The sequence below is a fragment of the Thiomonas intermedia genome, assembly GCF_002028405.1.
Classification (GTDB): Bacteria; Pseudomonadota; Gammaproteobacteria; order Burkholderiales; family Burkholderiaceae_C; genus Thiomonas; species Thiomonas intermedia.
Genome location: NZ_CP020046.1, coordinates 1,070,674 through 1,084,770, shown reverse-complemented (window position 1 = coordinate 1,084,770; position 14,097 = coordinate 1,070,674). Strand labels below are relative to the sequence as shown.

Below are 14,097 nucleotides of genomic sequence, written 5' to 3'. Positions count from 1 at the left end.
GGCTCCCTCCCCACTCGTGGGGAGGGCTGGGGAGGGGAGTCGGTTCAAACGTCAACCTGCCGGATCAATCGCATTGCGGAGCCGTTCGCGGTGCCCGCGTGCGGCAGGTTTTCAGGCGGCTTGCTGCGATTCGTCAGGCTGGCTGCAGGTCCATTTCTCGCCCATGTCGGACGAGAGGTAGCCGACGAGCCGAAAGTGATCTTGCGTGGCCACGTCTGGCGAGGTGCGGTAGATGGCCACGCCATAGGCGCCCCGCAGGCGGGCATGCTCGGCTCTTGCAAGAGCCTCGACGATGGCGCGGCTGCCGATCGCGACGACATAGCTGTGCTGCTCGGCTTCTCCGTGATGGAAGGCCTGGGCGAAATGGATGATGGCGTTGGTATCTGTCATGGAAAGCCTCCTTGCGTGGAGCGAATGATGGTCGCGAAAAGCTTAGGCTGTTCTGCGCTAGATCAGGCGGCGAATGCGTGACAAACCATGACCGCGCGGCCATCGGAGACTCAAAGGCCGCGCACCCGTTCGATGTAGTCTTGCATGGCCTGCGCGCGCGAGGCGCCGCGCAGCGCGGCCCAGGCATCCCATTTGGCGCGGGCGACGAAGTCGGTCATGCCGGGACGCTCGCCCGCGACATCGCCGCTGCTGCCTTGCTTGTACAGGGCGTAGAGCTGCAGCAGCGTGAGGTTGTCGGGCCGGGTGGCCAGGGTCTTGGAATGGGCGATGGCGGCGTCGAACGCGGCCTGCAAGTCGTTGGTGGGGGCGGAGTCGGTCATGAAAAAAGCACGGTCGTTCGAAAGCCGGGATCATACGAGCGACTGACGCGTGCCGCCGCGAAAACGCGTTCAGCGTCGCCTTAAGCCGACACTCAGCCAGCGCCCGTAGGCTTCGGCCGTTGTCGGCAAGCCCGCTTGCCGACAACGGCCACAGGCCCACAGGCACAATGCCGCAGCCCTCACTGTTTTCAGGAGCCGTTTGTCCCATGCAGACCCAACCTACTGCGCAGTCGTATCGCTTCGCTTTCAGGCATTTCTACGCGCTCGCCAAGCCTTATCTGGTTTCGGAAGAAAAGAAGAAAGGCTGGGGGCTGTTGCTGCTGGTGCTGGCGATGAATCTGGCGCTGGTCTGGGTCAACGTCAAGCTCACGCAGTGGAACGGCGACTTCTTCAATGCCCTTCAGGCCAAGAACTTTGGCGCCTTCAAGCAACTGCTGCTGATCTTTACCGGCTACGCCTTTCTCTACATCGCGCTGGCGGTGTATTCGCAGTATTTTTTGCAAATGTTGCAGATCAGCTGGCGGCGCTGGATGACCGAAGTGTTCCTGAAGGACTGGCTGGCCGGCGGCACGCACTACCGCATGTCGCTGCGGCAGGGCAACACCGACAACCCGGACCAGCGCATCGCCGACGACATCGGCGGCTTCATCAACGGCAGCCTGAATCTGTTCTTCGGCTTTGTCTCTTCGCTGGTGACGCTGTTTTCCTTTCTGTTCATGCTCTGGGTGCTGTCCGGGGCGATCACGCTGTTCGGCATCACCATTCCGGGCTACATGGTGTGGGTAGCCCTGCTGTACGCCGGCGTGGGCAGTGTGCTGGCGCATTGGGTGGGCAAACCGCTGATCCGGCTGAATTTCTTTCAGCAACGCTACGAGGCCGATTTCCGTTTCGGTCTGGCCCGCACCCGCGAGCATGACGAAGGCATCGCGCTCTACAACGGCGAGGCGCGCGAGCTGGCCGGGCACCGCAGCCGCTTCGCCAATGTGTGGAGCAACTGGTGGGGCATCATGAAGCGGCAGAAGCTGTTCACCTGGTACAGCGCGTTCTATGGGCAACTGGCCATCATCTTCCCCATTCTGGTGGCCGCGCCGCGTTACTTCGCGGGGCAGATTCAGCTCGGCGGTCTGACGCAGACGTCGCAGGCTTTCGGCCAGGTGCAGGGTGCGCTGTCGTGGTTCATCGGCGCCTACACCAGCATTGCCGACTGGCGCGCCACCGTCGAGCGTTTGCAGACCTTTGTCGACGCGATGCACCAATCTCAGCAGAATCCGCACGATCCCGCGCCCGCATCGCCTGCCGGACGGCCATCGGGCACCCCGCCCACCACGGCGGGCGTGGTGCCGCTGCGCAGCGCGCGAGAGTCGGTGGCACTGGGCGACCTGCTGCTGCTGGCACCCGACGGCCGTCCGCTGCTGCAGTGCGCGGGCGAACACATCAGCCGCGGGCAGCACACCCTGTTCACCGGACCCTCGGGCAGCGGCAAGAGCACGCTGGTGCGCTGGCTGGCGGGCATCTGGCCTTACGCGCTCAATGCGGCGCATGCGCATGCACCCTCGGGGCGCACGTTGTTCCTGCCGCAGAAACCCTATCTGCCGCTGGGCACACTCAAGCAGGCGCTGACCTATCCCCAAAGCCCCGATGATTTCAGCGCTGCGCAGATCAGCGAGGCCTTGCAACTCGCCCGCGTGCCCTATCTGGAGGCGGCGCTGGAGCAGACCGACACCTGGATGCAGCGGCTCTCGCCCGGCGAGCAGCAGCGTCTGGCCGTGGCGCGGGCGCTGCTGATCGCGCCCGACTGGCTGTTCATGGACGAGGCGACCAGCGCGCTCGACGCGCCGACCGAGCGTGCGATGTACGCGCTGTTGCAGCAGCGTTTGCCCGAGGCCACCCTGGTCAGCGTGGCGCATCGCGTCGGAGTGATCGAGTTTCACGCGCAGATCTATGCAATCGACGTCGATCCCACCCGCCAAGGCCCGGCACGCATCGAAAGGCGCGATGCCGAACAGGCGCGCAAAGCGGCGCTGGGCGAGGGCGCGATCGCCGATGCGTCGGCAGTCGCGTCCTGACGTTGCAGGAGACGGGCCCTGTCGCGGATTCGCCGCCGGCCGCGTTATGACGCCATACGGGCTACAAACACGAGGATTTTCCCCATGCGCTTTCCTGATACTTTTTTCCGGCGCGCCGTGCTTCGACGAAGTACGGCGCTGATGATCCTGCCGACCCTCGCGGCATTCGGTCTTGGCGGCTGCGTGGTGGCCCCGGTGCCACCGCCCCAGTATGGCTACGGCGCTCCCGCGTACGACGTGGTCAATGTGCCGCCGCCAGCACCGCAATATGAGGTGGTCGGCGTGGCACCGTATCCCGGCGCTGTCTGGATCGGCGGCTACTGGGGCTGGGCGAGTGGCCGCTACGTGTGGAACCGGGGTTATTGGCATGCCCCCCGCGCCGGCTATCGTTGGGTGCCGCATCGCTGGGTGCCGCAAGGAGGCGGCTGGCATGCGCAGGGTGGCCGATGGGAACGCGGTCATTGATCCGGCAGGTTGACGTTTGAACCGACTCCCCTCCCCAGCCCTCCCCACGAGTGGAGAGGGGGCCAACACGCCACCCCACGGCGTAGGGGAGGGTGGGAACGGCATACGCAGATCGCGCGCAGCGCTGCCTACTCCTCCCCCACGGCGTAGAGGAGGTTGGGAGGGCATACGCAGATCGCGCGCAGCGCTATTTACTCCTCCCCCACAGGGTAGGGGAGGTTGGGAGGGCATACGCAGATCGCGCGCAGCGCTATTTACTCCTCCCCCACAGGGTGGGGGAGGTTGGGAGGGGGAGACGCTGTTGCCTGGCGCGCCCATGATCCGTTCAAACGTCTCCATGCCGGATCAATAGGTCGATGCTGCACAAGCCCTTCGCGCGTCCCCGCGGCGGGCGGTCTGCAGCGTTGCCCTAACCTTTTCAGCCGCTGAGTGCGGATTCAGGCGTCGATGGTTTTCAGCCACCAATCGTGCAGATTGCAGGTGCTGGTCACCATCACCTTGCCCTTGTAGCCTTCGGGCAGCATGTGTTCCGAGACGGGCTGGTCTTTCCAGTTGAAGGTCTTGCGGTCAAGGTACTTGCCACCTTCGAGCACTACGGTGTGGCTGACGATGTAATGCGCCTCGCTCATCGGATGCGGGGTGGTGACGGTCATCTTGCGGCCATCGATCTTCACCAGCGGCACATGGAGTTTTTCCACGTCCTTCCAGTGGCCGGGGTCGTTCTCGGTGAACACCACATTCGTCATCGCGCCGCTGCCTTGAGCCGCTTGCGCCGCCTTGGGCAGAGCGACGGCGGCCGTGGCGACAGCCAGGGAACTTGCGACAAATTCACGGCGTTGCATTTGGATCTCCTTCAGGAAGTGAGGCCTGGAAGATAGGAGTGCCGCAGCGGCGCAAGGTAAGCAAAGGTATCGCCCTGCTGAGACTGGGGAATCTGTGATGGCGCGGCGACTGACGCGCGCGCTCGGGTGCTATAGGGCGCTATGGGGCGTTATGCTCGCTGCGACCGCGAGACCGATCCATGCCCTACACCCACACCATCGGCGCCGTGCGCCATGTCTTTTCCGATCTCAAGACCTTGCTGGCGCGGGCCACGCCGCCGCGCTCCGGTGACGAATTGGCGGGGGTGGCCGCACGATCGGCCGAAGAACGCATGGCCGCACGCCTGGCGCTGGCCGAGGTGCCGCTGGCACGATTTCTGAACGAGGCGGTGATCCCCTACGAGGCCGACGAAATCACCCGGCTGATCGTCGATGGCCATGACGCGGCCGCCTTCGCTCCCATCGCACATCTCACCGTGGGCGGTTTTCGCGACTGGCTGCTGTCCGACGGGGTGGATGGCGAGACGCTTGCTGAGCTGGCGCCTGGCCTCACGCCGGAGATGGTCGCTGCGGTGAGCAAGCTCATGCGCAACCAGGATCTCATTCTGGTCGCGCAGAAATGCGCGGTGATCAGCCGCTTCCGTACCACGCTGGGTCTGCCCGGACGCATGGGCGTGCGTCTGCAGCCCAACCACCCGACGGACGACCCCGCGGGCATTGCGGCGTCCATCGTCGACGGGCTGATGTATGGCTGCGGCGATGCGGTCATCGGCATCAATCCCGCGTCGGACAATCTGGCCGCCATCGGCAGCCTGCTGCGGCTGATCGACGACCTGCGTCTGCGCTACGACGTGCCCACCCAGAGCTGCGTGCTGACTCACGTCACCCACACCCTGCGCGCCATCGAGCAGGGGGCGCCGGTCGATCTGGTGTTTCAGTCGGTGGCCGGCACGCAGCAGGCCAATGCCGCCTTCGGCATCGATCTGGCGGTACTGCGCGAAGCCCATGCCGCGGCGCAAGCGCTGCGGCGCGGCACGGTGGGCGACAACGTCATGTATTTCGAGACCGGGCAGGGCAGCGCCCTGTCGGCGGGGGCGCACCACGGCGTGGATCAGCAGACCTGCGAAGCCCGTGCCTACGCCGTGGCCCGCGCCTTCCGGCCGCTGCTGGTCAACACCGTGGTCGGCTTCATCGGCCCGGAGTATCTGTACGACGGCAAACAGATCCTGCGCGCCGGGCTGGAAGACCATTTCTGCGGCAAGCTGCTCGGCCTGCCCATGGGCTGCGACATTTGCTACACCAACCATGCCGAGGCCGATCAGGACGACATGGACAACCTGCTGACCCTGCTGGGCGTGGCCGGGGTGCACTTCATCATGGGCGTGCCTGGGGCGGACGACATCATGCTCGGCTATCAGAGCACCTCCTTCCACGACGCGCTCTATGTGCGGCAGGTGCTCGGCAAGCGCCGCGCCCCCGAGTTCGAGGCCTGGCTGCAGCGCATGGACCTGGCGGATGCGCAGGGACGATTGGCGCCCCCGCGCGCGCGCCAACCCCTGCTGACCTTCGCCGAGCAATGGTGAGCGAGCGCATGAACGATCCGACCTCCGCCTCCGCGCCCGAAGCGGCCGCTTCGCCCCAGCCCGAAAGCGGCGCCGACCCCTGGACGCATCTGCGCCGCTACACCCGCGCCCGCATCGCCCTTGGCCGCCGTGGCGCCAGCCTGCCCACCGCGGCCCTGCTCGACTTTGGTCTCGCGCATGCCCAGGCCCGCGATGCCGTGCATACCGCGCTCGACCTCGAGGCCCTCGACGTTGATGCGCAGGCCGCCGGTCTGCCCCCGTCTTTGCGCGTGCACAGCGCCGCGCCCGACCGCGCCACCTATCTGCGGCGCCCCGATCTTGGCCGCCAGCTCGACGCCGCCAGCCGAGCCCTGCTCGTGGAGGCGAAGGCGCAGGCGTGCGACGTCGTGTTCGTCATCGCCGATGGGCTGTCGGCCCGTGCGGCGCAGACCCACGCCGTGCCCTTGATCGCCCAGACCCTCCAGCGTCTGCCGCCCGGCTGGCGGGTGGGGCCGCTGGTGCTGGCCCGCCAGGCCCGCGTTGCCCTGGGCGACGACATCGGCGCGCTGCTGCGGGCCGCGCAAGTGGTCATGTGCCTGGGCGAGCGGCCCGGCCTGACCGCGCCCGACAGCCTCGGTCTGTACCTCACCCACGGCCCACGCCCCGGCCTGACCGACGCCCAGCGCAACTGCATCTCCAACGTCCGTCCCGACGGCCTGCCCTACGCCCAGGCCGCGCACAAACTCGCCTGGCTGCTCGCGGGGGCGCGGCGGCTGGGGATGTCAGGGGTGGGGTTGAAGGATGACAGCGAGGACCATTCCGAAGGCGGGCTGCCACACGATACGTCGGCGCACCGCGTCCTCAGAGACGAAGGTGCAGCGGGCGAAATGCCGTCAAGCGATCAATAAGAGCCCGGTGGCGCCTCATAGCCACGCCACCGGGCTCGGGCCGCCGCAATGGCGCGCCCCACGGGCGCCTTGGCGGCATCGCGCCAGGGCGATAGGCCAGGATCCATGGGAGACAGACCCAACTGGCGCAGCACGCGGTTGCACTGATGCACCCGGGCATGATGCCGAGTGACGGCTGTGTAGAAGACCACGCCGATGGAGATCGACACACCCTCTCCGGGGCGAACCCAGTCCGTGGTCGTGCGCGTCATGTGGGGCGACGTCGCGGGGAAGTAGACCCCATCTCCCGCAGCGACTTCGAAATCCGTGCCTCGGTCACGCAGGCGCTCGTCCAGCCGGACTTTTGCGAGCGAACCCTCCACGATGAAGTTTTCCACCTCTCGCGCGGCGACCACGTCGCGGTCGCGGTGATCGAACACGGTCATGGTCTTGCGCCCGCGAATTTGTAGCCAGAGATTGTTCTCACGGTCGATGTGAAACGGGGTCACGGAAGGCGGCGCCGAAATGAAGATGAAGCCTGCAACACGGAACAACCCGGGTTGTTCCCGGCCGATCAGGTCGTGGGCTTTGGCAACGACCTCGTCGAGAAAGGCTGCGTAATGCGGGTCGGTCTGAACGTCATAGAGCGCGACCCACGAACCAGGTTCCTCAATCCGTTCAAAAACCGAATCGATATCGCCTCCATCGGGGGTCGTGGCACTGTGCTTGAACGCCGAAGTTTGCGTCGCGCTCGGCTCAATGAATCGGCATTGCTGGGTTGGCATCAGATCACGCGCCAACTGGGCCAACCGCGGCAGTTGCATCAGCGGATGTTGGTGAAAGTCGTGCTTCAGCGCCCCCATCCGGTGACTGGAAAAACGCGCCGCATCGACTGCTTCGATGGCGTGCGCGGGCGCGGGCCGCTCAGCGGCAAAGGGATCGTGCGGCGCTGCATGCGCGCCCGCCAAAAGAGCCATGTTGTACTTTCAAGGAGTCGCTTCGGCAAACCGTGCCTGCGGTCTATTCATTGAAAGTAAAGGCTACGTTTACGTTTTTCCGCCATCACTCGGGATAACCCGCAGTCTTCGTCACGGACGTGGCACTCCGTGAAAAAAATCACGGTTCTGCGCGGGGCGGATTCACCCCAGCCCGCGCACCACGTCCAGCGCTTCTTCGATGCGTGAGACCGGGTGCAGCTCCAGGCCTTCGAACTGGCGGGCGGCGCCTTTCCCGCTGCCCTTCGGCGCATTCGCCGCCGGAATGATGGCCGCTGAGAAGCCGAGCTTGGCGGCTTCGCGCAGGCGCTCCTGCCCGCGCGGCGCGGGGCGGATCTCGCCGGCCAGGCCGACTTCGCCAAAGGCCAGCAGGCCGCGCGGCAGCGGGCGGTTGCGCAAAGAGCTCTGGATGGCCAGCAGCACGGCCAGGTCGGCCGCGGGCTCGGTGATGCGCACGCCGCCCACGGCGTTCACGAAGACGTCCTGATCGCCGCTGGCCACGCCGGCATGGCGGTGCAGCACGGCCAGCAGCATGGCCAGGCGGGCGGCGTCCAGGCCCACGGAGAGGCGTCGCGGACTCGGGGCAGCGGCGCTGTCCACCAGGGCCTGCACCTCCACCAGCAGCGGACGGGTGCCCTCCAGCGTGGCGAGCACGCAGGTGCCGGGCACGGGTTCGGCGTGCGTGGAGAGGAAGATGGCCGAGGGGTTGGACACGCCCTTGAGGCCATGCTCGGTCATGGCGAACACGCCCAGTTCGTTCACGGCGCCGAAGCGGTTTTTGATGGCACGAATGAGGCGAAAGCGCGACTGGGTGTCACCCTCGAAATACAGCACCGTGTCGACCATGTGCTCCAGCACCCGCGGGCCGGCGAGCGCGCCTTCCTTGGTGACGTGGCCGACGAGGACCAGGGTGATGCCGCCGGCCTTGGCGGCGCGGGTGAGCTGCGCCGCGCATTCGCGCACCTGCGACACCGAGCCCGGCGCGGACGACAGGGCCTCGGTGTAGACGGTCTGGATGGAGTCGATCACCGCAATGGAATAAGCCCCCACGCTCGCGTTCGCTCGCTGCCCCCCGAGGGGGCGGACCCCGCCTTGGGGCGGCCCTGCGACGGGGTCGGCCTCCCCGCTCGCGTTCGCTTGCTGCCCGCTGAGGGCGGGCTCCCCACCCCGGCCCTCCCCACCCGTGGGGAGGGAGAGTGCGCTCCTCCCCCGCGTGGCGGGGGAGGTTGGGAGGGGGAGCCCGCCAGGCGAGCCGCCGGCGGGGCCGCGCGCGAGTTCGTCGAGCACGACTTCCAGTTGCGTTTCGGCCATGAGGCGAACCGGCGCGTCTTTCAGGCCCAGGCGTTGCGCGCGCAGGGCGACCTGCGCGGCGGACTCCTCGCCGCTGACATACAGCACCGGCAGTTCGGCCGACAGGTTGGCCAGCACCTGCAGCAACAGGGTGGATTTGCCGATGCCCGGATCGCCGCCTAGCAGCAAAACGCCGCCGGGCACCAGGCCGCCGCCGAGCACCCGGTCGAGCTCGTCGATGCCGCTGGTGCGGTGCGCGTGGCGCTCGGCCTGAACCTCAGTGAGCAGCACCGGGCCGCTCGCTGCGGTGAGGCCGCCGCGCCCGGCGAACTGCGCCGCCGCCGCGCCGTGCCGCGCCCCGGGGCGGGCTGCATCGGCACCGCGCTCCACGGTCTCCACCAAGGTGTTCCAGGCCTGGCAATGCGGGCATTGGCCCTGCCACTTGGCAGATTTGCCGCCGCAATCGGAGCAGATGTAAACGGTTTGGGGTTTGGCCATAGTGTTGGTTGGGTTCAGAAACTCGCCGGGCCGCCCCAAGAGTTTCTCGCCCCTTGAGGGGTGGACCGAGCGTAGCGGAGGTCTTCGGGGTGGACCCAGAAACTCGCCGGGCCGCCCCAAGAGTTTCTCGCCCCTTGAGGGGAGAACCGAGCGCAGCGAAGGTTTTCGGGGTGGGCTATCCCTTACTCCACCCGCACCGGCACGCGCGCGGCCAGGGCGCACATCAGCTCGTAGCCCAGGGTGCCGGCCGAGGCGGCGACGTCGTCGATGCAGAGCTCGGCCTGTGCGTCCTGGCCCCACAGCAGCACGGAGCTGCCGATCATGGGCTGGCCGCCGGCGGCGAACACGGGTTCGAGATCGACGGTGATCATGTCCATCGACACCCGGCCGACCAAGGTCGTGCGCACCCCGTCCACCACCACGGGCGTACCGTTCGGCGCGACGCGCGGGTAGCCGTCGGCATAGCCACAGGCGACCACGCCGATGCGCATGGGGCGAGCCGCGGTGAAGCGGGCGCCGTAACCGACGGATTCGCCCGCGGCGATGGACTGGAGGTCGATCAGCTCGCTGCGCAGGCTCATGGCCGGCTGCAGTTCCCAGTGCGCGGCGCCAGGAGCAAGGCCCGTGGGCGAACTGCCGTAGAGCGCGATGCCGGGCCGCACCCAGTCGGCGGCCACGCGCGGGTTGGCACCGTGCACCAGGACGGCGGCTGAATTGGCCAGGGTGCGTTCGCCGCCCAGATCGGCCACGCCGCGCTCAAAGCGTGCCAGCGCTTCGTCCACGCCGCCGGTTTCGTCGGCACAGGCGAAGTGGGTCATATGGGTGATTTCGCCCACCTGCGGCAGAGCGCTCAGCCGCTCCCACGCGGCGGCGTAGGCCTCGGGCGAGAAGCCCACGCGGTTCATGCCCGTGTTCAGTTTGAGAAACACGCGATGCGCGCGGCTGCCCCGGTGCATGGCGAGCCAGTCGATCTGTTCGCGGCAATGCACCACATGCCAGAGATTGAGCCGCTCGCACAGCGCCAGGTCTTCCGCGGCGAAGCAGCCCTCGAGCAGCAGAATGGGACCGACCCAGCCCAGGGCCCGCAACTGTTCGGCCTCGGCCAGATCGAGCAGGGCGAAACCGTCGGCCGCGCGCAGCGCACCGTAGGCTCGGGCGATGCCGTGGCCGTAGGCATTGGCCTTGACGACGGCCCAGACCTTGCTCCCGGGCGCCGCACGGCGAACCCGGGCCAGGTTGTGGGAGAGTGAGGCCGTGTGGATCACGGCGGAAATCGGGCGGGGCATGGCGGCACGGTCGGATGGAAACAGGGCCATTGTCGCAAGGAAACGCCGGGACGACCCAGGCCTGCGCCACCCCGCCAAGGGCGCCGCTCAGAGGGCTCGGGCCGTCGGGCATGGCCCAGGGTCTGTGCGATAAACTGCGGCAGCCTGTGCGGCCGGGACAAGCCGCATGTGGCGCGTTCAATCCCCTTTTCGTTTTCGCCCCACGACCAGACACAGGGCCCCGCCGCGCGGGCAGCCACTCGATGAAAAAAGGCTTTTACTGGATCATGGCGGCGCAGTTTTTTTCTTCGCTGGCCGACAACGCGCTGCTCATCGCCGCCATCGCCCTGCTGGTGCAGATGCAGTCGCCGGACTGGATGACGCCGCTGCTCAAGTTCTTTTTCACCATTTCCTATGTGGTGCTTGCGCCCTTCGTGGGCGCCTTCGCCGACGCCATTCTGAAGTGGAAGGTGATGTTCATCACCAATCTGGTGAAGGTGGCCGGTCTGGTGCTCATGCTGTTCTCGGTGCACCCGCTGTTGGCTTACGGCGTCGTCGGCCTGGGCGCGGCGGCTTACTCGCCGGCCAAGTACGGCATCCTCACCGAGTTGCTGCCGCCGCAGCAACTGGTCGCGGCCAATGGCTGGATCGAGGGCACTACCGTCAGCTCCATCATTCTGGGCACGGTGCTGGGCGGGTTTCTGGTGAGCCAGTCGGCCTCGACCTTTCTGCTTGGGCTGCCCGGCGTGGCGTCACTGGGCATCGACACCACGCCCGAGTCGGCGATCCTGGTCATCACCCTGGTGTATCTGGTGGCCGCCCTGTGCAATCTGCGCATCCCCGATACCGGCGCCCGCTACGAAAAGCAGAAGGCCAGGCCGGTCGCGCTGTTGATGGATTTTGCCCATTGCACCAAAGTGCTGTGGACCGACAAGCTGGGGCAGATCTCGCTGGCGGTGACCACGCTGTTTTGGGGCGCAGGCGCGACGCTGCAATTCATCGTGCTCAAGTGGGCCGAGTATGCCCTGGGCCTCGATCTCACCATGAGTTCGGTGATGCAGGCGGCCGTGGCCCTGGGGGTGGCGGTCGGTGCCATCAGCGCCGCGGTGCGCGTGCCGCTCAAACGCAGTCTGAGCGTGCTGCCGCTGGGTGTGGGCATGGGACTGACCACGGTGGCGCTGGCCTTCTTCCACCGCGATCTGCTGCCCGATGTGACGTTGCATCTGTGGACGCTGCAGTTGCCCCTCTACATGCTGGTGGCCTACAGCGTCATGGTGTTCATCGGGGCGCTTGCCGGCTACTTTGTCGTGCCGATGAACGCCCTGCTGCAACACCGCGGCTATGTGCTGCTGTCGGCAGGGCATTCGATCGCGGTGCAGAACTTCAACGAGAACCTCAGTGTCTTGCTGATGCTGCTGTTCTACGCCCTGCTCATCCGCCTTGATCTCCCGGTGCCGTGGGTGATCGCGCTGTTCGGCGCCTTTGTCAGCCTGACCATGTTCCTGGTCATTCTCTGGTATCGCCGCAACCAGCGCGAGCGCGACTGGACGCAGCTCATCGGCGAGCCGCGTCATCGCGACGAGCCGCATTCTTAACAGTTCGCCGCTTCGTCCTGCCCGCAAGGCGTTGCAGAATCGGCCTGTCCGATTTGCTTACCAGGAGAGTCTTCATGAACGACGTGCAGCACTACAGCAATCTCCTCCTGCAATACGCCACCGAGGCGGGAATGAAAATTCTCGCGGCGATTGCTCTCTGGATTCTGGGCCGCTGGCTCATCCGCATGGCCGACAAGCTGCTGCGCGGCATGCTGGAGCGGCAGCGGTTCGACCCCATGCTCACGCGCTACATCATCAGCTTCGTGAGCATCGCGCTCAATATCGTGCTGGTGGTGGCCATCCTGGGTTACTTCGGCGTGCAGACCACCACCTTCGCCGCCCTGGTGGCGGGCGCGGGCGTGGCTATCGGCGCGGCGTGGAGCGGGCTGCTGGGCAACTTCGCCGCCGGGGCGTTCCTGCTGGTGCTCAAGCCCTTCAAGGTGGGCGACTTCGTCAAGGCGGGCGAGGTGACGGGCACGGTGAAGGAGGTCGGGCTGTTCGTCACGTCCTTGGTGACACTCGACAACGTGCTCACCTTCGTAGGCAACGGCAAGATTCTGGGCAACACCATCGAGAATTTCTCGACCAACGACTACCGCCGCGTCGATCTCAAATGCCAGTTGTCCAGCGACGCCGATCACGCCGCCGCCATGGACTTGCTGCGCAAACAGGTGCAGGCCATTCCCAATGTGCTGGCCAACCCGGCGCCGGTGATCGAAATTCTCGAATTCAACAGCGTCGGCCCGGTGCTCACGGTCTTTCCGTTCTGCAATAACGCCCACTATTGGCAGGTGTATTTCGACACCAACCGCACGATCCGCGAAGCCCTGTCGCAGGCCGGGTTTGCCTACGCCCTGCCCAAGCAGGTCTGGGTGGGGAAGGCGCAGTAACGATGGCCGTGTTTTCGCGGCTGACCGCCACCAGTGCCTGTCGGCGCGGCTGAGCATGGACGCTTTGCGACTGGGTCCGCTGGTGCTGCCCTGGTCACCGCTGCTGCTGGTGCTGGGCTACGCCGCGGCCGTGTGGGTGGCGGGCCTGGCGCAGAAGACCGGGCGCGGCAATGCCGAACCTCTGCTCCTGCCCCTGCTGGTGCTGGCGCTGGTGGCGGCCCGTGCCGGGTTCGTGGCGAGGCATGGCGCCGACTATGCCAGCGTGCTGGCGATGATCGACATCCGTGACCGCGGCTTCGATGCCTGGACGGGCTGGAGTGTGGCCGTCGTTGCCGTGGCGTTTGTCGCCTGGCGGCGTCCGGCGCTGCGGCGGAGCCTGCCGCTGAGCGCCGGCGCGGGGGCGGCCCTCGTGCTGGCGGGGCTGGCAACGCTGAGCCTGATCCAGCCGCCGCGTCCGCCCCTGCCCGATCTCACCCTGCAGACCTTGCAGGGCCGCCCGGTGGCTCTGGCCAGTCTGCGCGGCCAGCCCGCCGTGGTCAATCTCTGGGCCACCTGGTGTCCGCCTTGTCGCCGTGAGTTGCCCTTGCTGATCCAGGCCGCGCAGCAGCAGACCGGGGCGCGCATCGTGCTGGTCAACGAAGGCGAGACCGCCTCGCGCGTAGCGGGCTATCTGGCGCGCGAGCGGCTGGGCCAGCCCGAGATCCTGCTCGACCCGGATAGCCGCCTGCTGTCGGCCTACCAGTCGCCCGGTCTGCCCACAACCTTGTTCATCGGCGCCGATGGCCAGGTGAAGGCGTTGCACATTGGCGAGCTTTCGGCGGCCACGCTGCAGCAGGGCATTGCCGCGCTGCAGCGATAAGGCCACGCCGAACAAGGCCTTCGCGCGTCGCGGTCGCGGGCGATCTGCACCTCCCCACCCCAGCCCTCCCCACGAGTGGGGAGGGAGCCAATCGGCGTCCCCCCACAACGCTGAGAGAGGTTGGGAGGCGCTTG

General features: G+C 66.8%; 13 protein-coding genes. 7 read left to right on the top strand and 6 right to left on the bottom strand.

Annotated elements, in window-relative coordinates:
* Nucleotides 1-111 precede the first annotated feature (111 nt).
* A complete protein-coding gene (locus BVH73_RS05045; protein ID WP_079416655.1) occupies nt 112-390 on the bottom strand; it encodes a hypothetical protein in 279 nt (92 codons plus the stop codon).
* A gap of 110 nt (nt 391-500) precedes the next feature.
* Nucleotides 501-770: an acyl-CoA-binding protein gene (locus BVH73_RS05040; RefSeq protein ID WP_079416653.1), complete on the bottom strand. Its 270-nt coding sequence runs from the start codon at nt 768-770 to the stop codon at nt 501-503.
* A gap of 206 nt (nt 771-976) precedes the next feature.
* On the opposite strand from BVH73_RS05040, the gene BVH73_RS05035 reads away from it, so the two are divergent.
* Nucleotides 977-2,836, top strand: a complete 1,860-nt coding sequence (locus BVH73_RS05035; RefSeq protein WP_079416651.1) for an ABC transporter ATP-binding protein/permease — start codon at nt 977-979, stop codon at nt 2,834-2,836.
* Between the two features lie 84 nt (nt 2,837-2,920).
* The gene (locus tag BVH73_RS05030; RefSeq protein ID WP_079416649.1) at nt 2,921-3,301 is read left to right on the top strand and encodes a YXWGXW repeat-containing protein; all 381 of its coding nucleotides are present in this window, start codon (nt 2,921-2,923) and stop codon (nt 3,299-3,301) included.
* 437 nt (nt 3,302-3,738) lie between these two features.
* Here the strand turns inward: BVH73_RS05030 and BVH73_RS05025 are convergent, their stop codons facing one another.
* Complete coding sequence (locus tag BVH73_RS05025; protein WP_079416647.1) at nt 3,739-4,143, bottom strand: desulfoferrodoxin family protein; 405 nt, start codon at nt 4,141-4,143, stop codon at nt 3,739-3,741.
* Nucleotides 4,144-4,322: 179 nt separating this feature from the next.
* Between BVH73_RS05025 and BVH73_RS05020 the strand changes: the two genes are divergently transcribed.
* Both BVH73_RS05020 and eutC read left to right on the top strand, forming a co-directional pair.
* Nucleotides 4,323-5,705, top strand: coding sequence for an ethanolamine ammonia-lyase subunit EutB (locus BVH73_RS05020; RefSeq protein WP_079416645.1), 1,383 nt, complete (start codon nt 4,323-4,325; stop codon nt 5,703-5,705).
* Between the two features lie 8 nt (nt 5,706-5,713).
* Nucleotides 5,714-6,592: an ethanolamine ammonia-lyase subunit EutC gene (gene eutC, locus BVH73_RS05015; protein WP_079420348.1), complete on the top strand. Its 879-nt coding sequence runs from the start codon at nt 5,714-5,716 to the stop codon at nt 6,590-6,592.
* Here the strand turns inward: eutC and BVH73_RS05010 are convergent.
* The 3 genes from BVH73_RS05010 to alr all read right to left on the bottom strand — a co-directional run bounded on the left by BVH73_RS05010 (nt 6,586) and on the right by alr (nt 10,640).
* A complete protein-coding gene (locus BVH73_RS05010; RefSeq protein ID WP_079416643.1) occupies nt 6,586-7,548 on the bottom strand; it encodes a cupin-like domain-containing protein in 963 nt (320 codons plus the stop codon). The genes eutC and BVH73_RS05010 overlap by 7 nt on opposite strands.
* Before the next feature lie 162 nt (nt 7,549-7,710).
* On the bottom strand, nt 7,711-9,354 hold the full coding sequence (radA, locus tag BVH73_RS05005; RefSeq protein WP_079416641.1) for a DNA repair protein RadA: 1,644 nt from the start codon (nt 9,352-9,354) through the stop codon (nt 7,711-7,713).
* A 182-nt stretch (nt 9,355-9,536) separates the two neighbouring features.
* Nucleotides 9,537-10,640, bottom strand: coding sequence for an alanine racemase (gene alr / locus BVH73_RS05000; protein WP_079420346.1), 1,104 nt, complete (start codon nt 10,638-10,640; stop codon nt 9,537-9,539).
* A gap of 242 nt (nt 10,641-10,882) precedes the next feature.
* On the opposite strand from alr, the gene lplT reads away from it, so the two are divergent.
* The 3 genes from lplT (at nt 10,883) to BVH73_RS04985 (ending at nt 13,963) form a co-directional block, all read left to right on the top strand.
* Entirely contained in the window at nt 10,883-12,214 is a 1,332-nt protein-coding gene (gene lplT, locus BVH73_RS04995; RefSeq protein ID WP_079416639.1) for a lysophospholipid transporter LplT, read from the top strand.
* A 74-nt stretch (nt 12,215-12,288) separates the two neighbouring features.
* Nucleotides 12,289-13,104 carry a mechanosensitive ion channel family protein gene (locus BVH73_RS04990; RefSeq protein ID WP_079416637.1) on the top strand — a complete coding sequence of 272 codons (816 nt, stop codon included), beginning with the start codon at nt 12,289-12,291 and terminating at the stop codon, nt 13,102-13,104.
* A gap of 55 nt (nt 13,105-13,159) precedes the next feature.
* Nucleotides 13,160-13,963: a TlpA family protein disulfide reductase gene (locus BVH73_RS04985; RefSeq protein WP_079416635.1), complete on the top strand. Its 804-nt coding sequence runs from the start codon at nt 13,160-13,162 to the stop codon at nt 13,961-13,963.
* The last annotated feature ends 134 nt before the right edge of the window (nt 13,964-14,097 follow it).

Coding starts and splice junctions, on each gene's coding strand:
- eutC (WP_079420348.1), top strand. CDS start 5,714: ATGAACGATCCGACCTCCGCCTCCGCGCCCGAAGCGGCCGCTTCGCCC.
- BVH73_RS05010 (WP_079416643.1), bottom strand. CDS start 7,548: ATGGCTCTTTTGGCGGGCGCGCATGCAGCGCCGCACGATCCCTTTGCC.
- BVH73_RS05025 (WP_079416647.1), bottom strand. CDS start 4,143: ATGCAACGCCGTGAATTTGTCGCAAGTTCCCTGGCTGTCGCCACGGCC.
- BVH73_RS05045 (WP_079416655.1), bottom strand. CDS start 390: ATGACAGATACCAACGCCATCATCCATTTCGCCCAGGCCTTCCATCAC.
- BVH73_RS04990 (WP_079416637.1), top strand. CDS start 12,289: ATGAACGACGTGCAGCACTACAGCAATCTCCTCCTGCAATACGCCACC.
- BVH73_RS05040 (WP_079416653.1), bottom strand. CDS start 770: ATGACCGACTCCGCCCCCACCAACGACTTGCAGGCCGCGTTCGACGCC.
- BVH73_RS04985 (WP_079416635.1), top strand. CDS start 13,160: ATGGACGCTTTGCGACTGGGTCCGCTGGTGCTGCCCTGGTCACCGCTG.
- alr (WP_079420346.1), bottom strand. CDS start 10,640: ATGCCCCGCCCGATTTCCGCCGTGATCCACACGGCCTCACTCTCCCAC.
- lplT (WP_079416639.1), top strand. CDS start 10,883: ATGAAAAAAGGCTTTTACTGGATCATGGCGGCGCAGTTTTTTTCTTCG.
- BVH73_RS05030 (WP_079416649.1), top strand. CDS start 2,921: ATGCGCTTTCCTGATACTTTTTTCCGGCGCGCCGTGCTTCGACGAAGT.
- BVH73_RS05020 (WP_079416645.1), top strand. CDS start 4,323: ATGCCCTACACCCACACCATCGGCGCCGTGCGCCATGTCTTTTCCGAT.
- radA (WP_079416641.1), bottom strand. CDS start 9,354: ATGGCCAAACCCCAAACCGTTTACATCTGCTCCGATTGCGGCGGCAAA.
- BVH73_RS05035 (WP_079416651.1), top strand. CDS start 977: ATGCAGACCCAACCTACTGCGCAGTCGTATCGCTTCGCTTTCAGGCAT.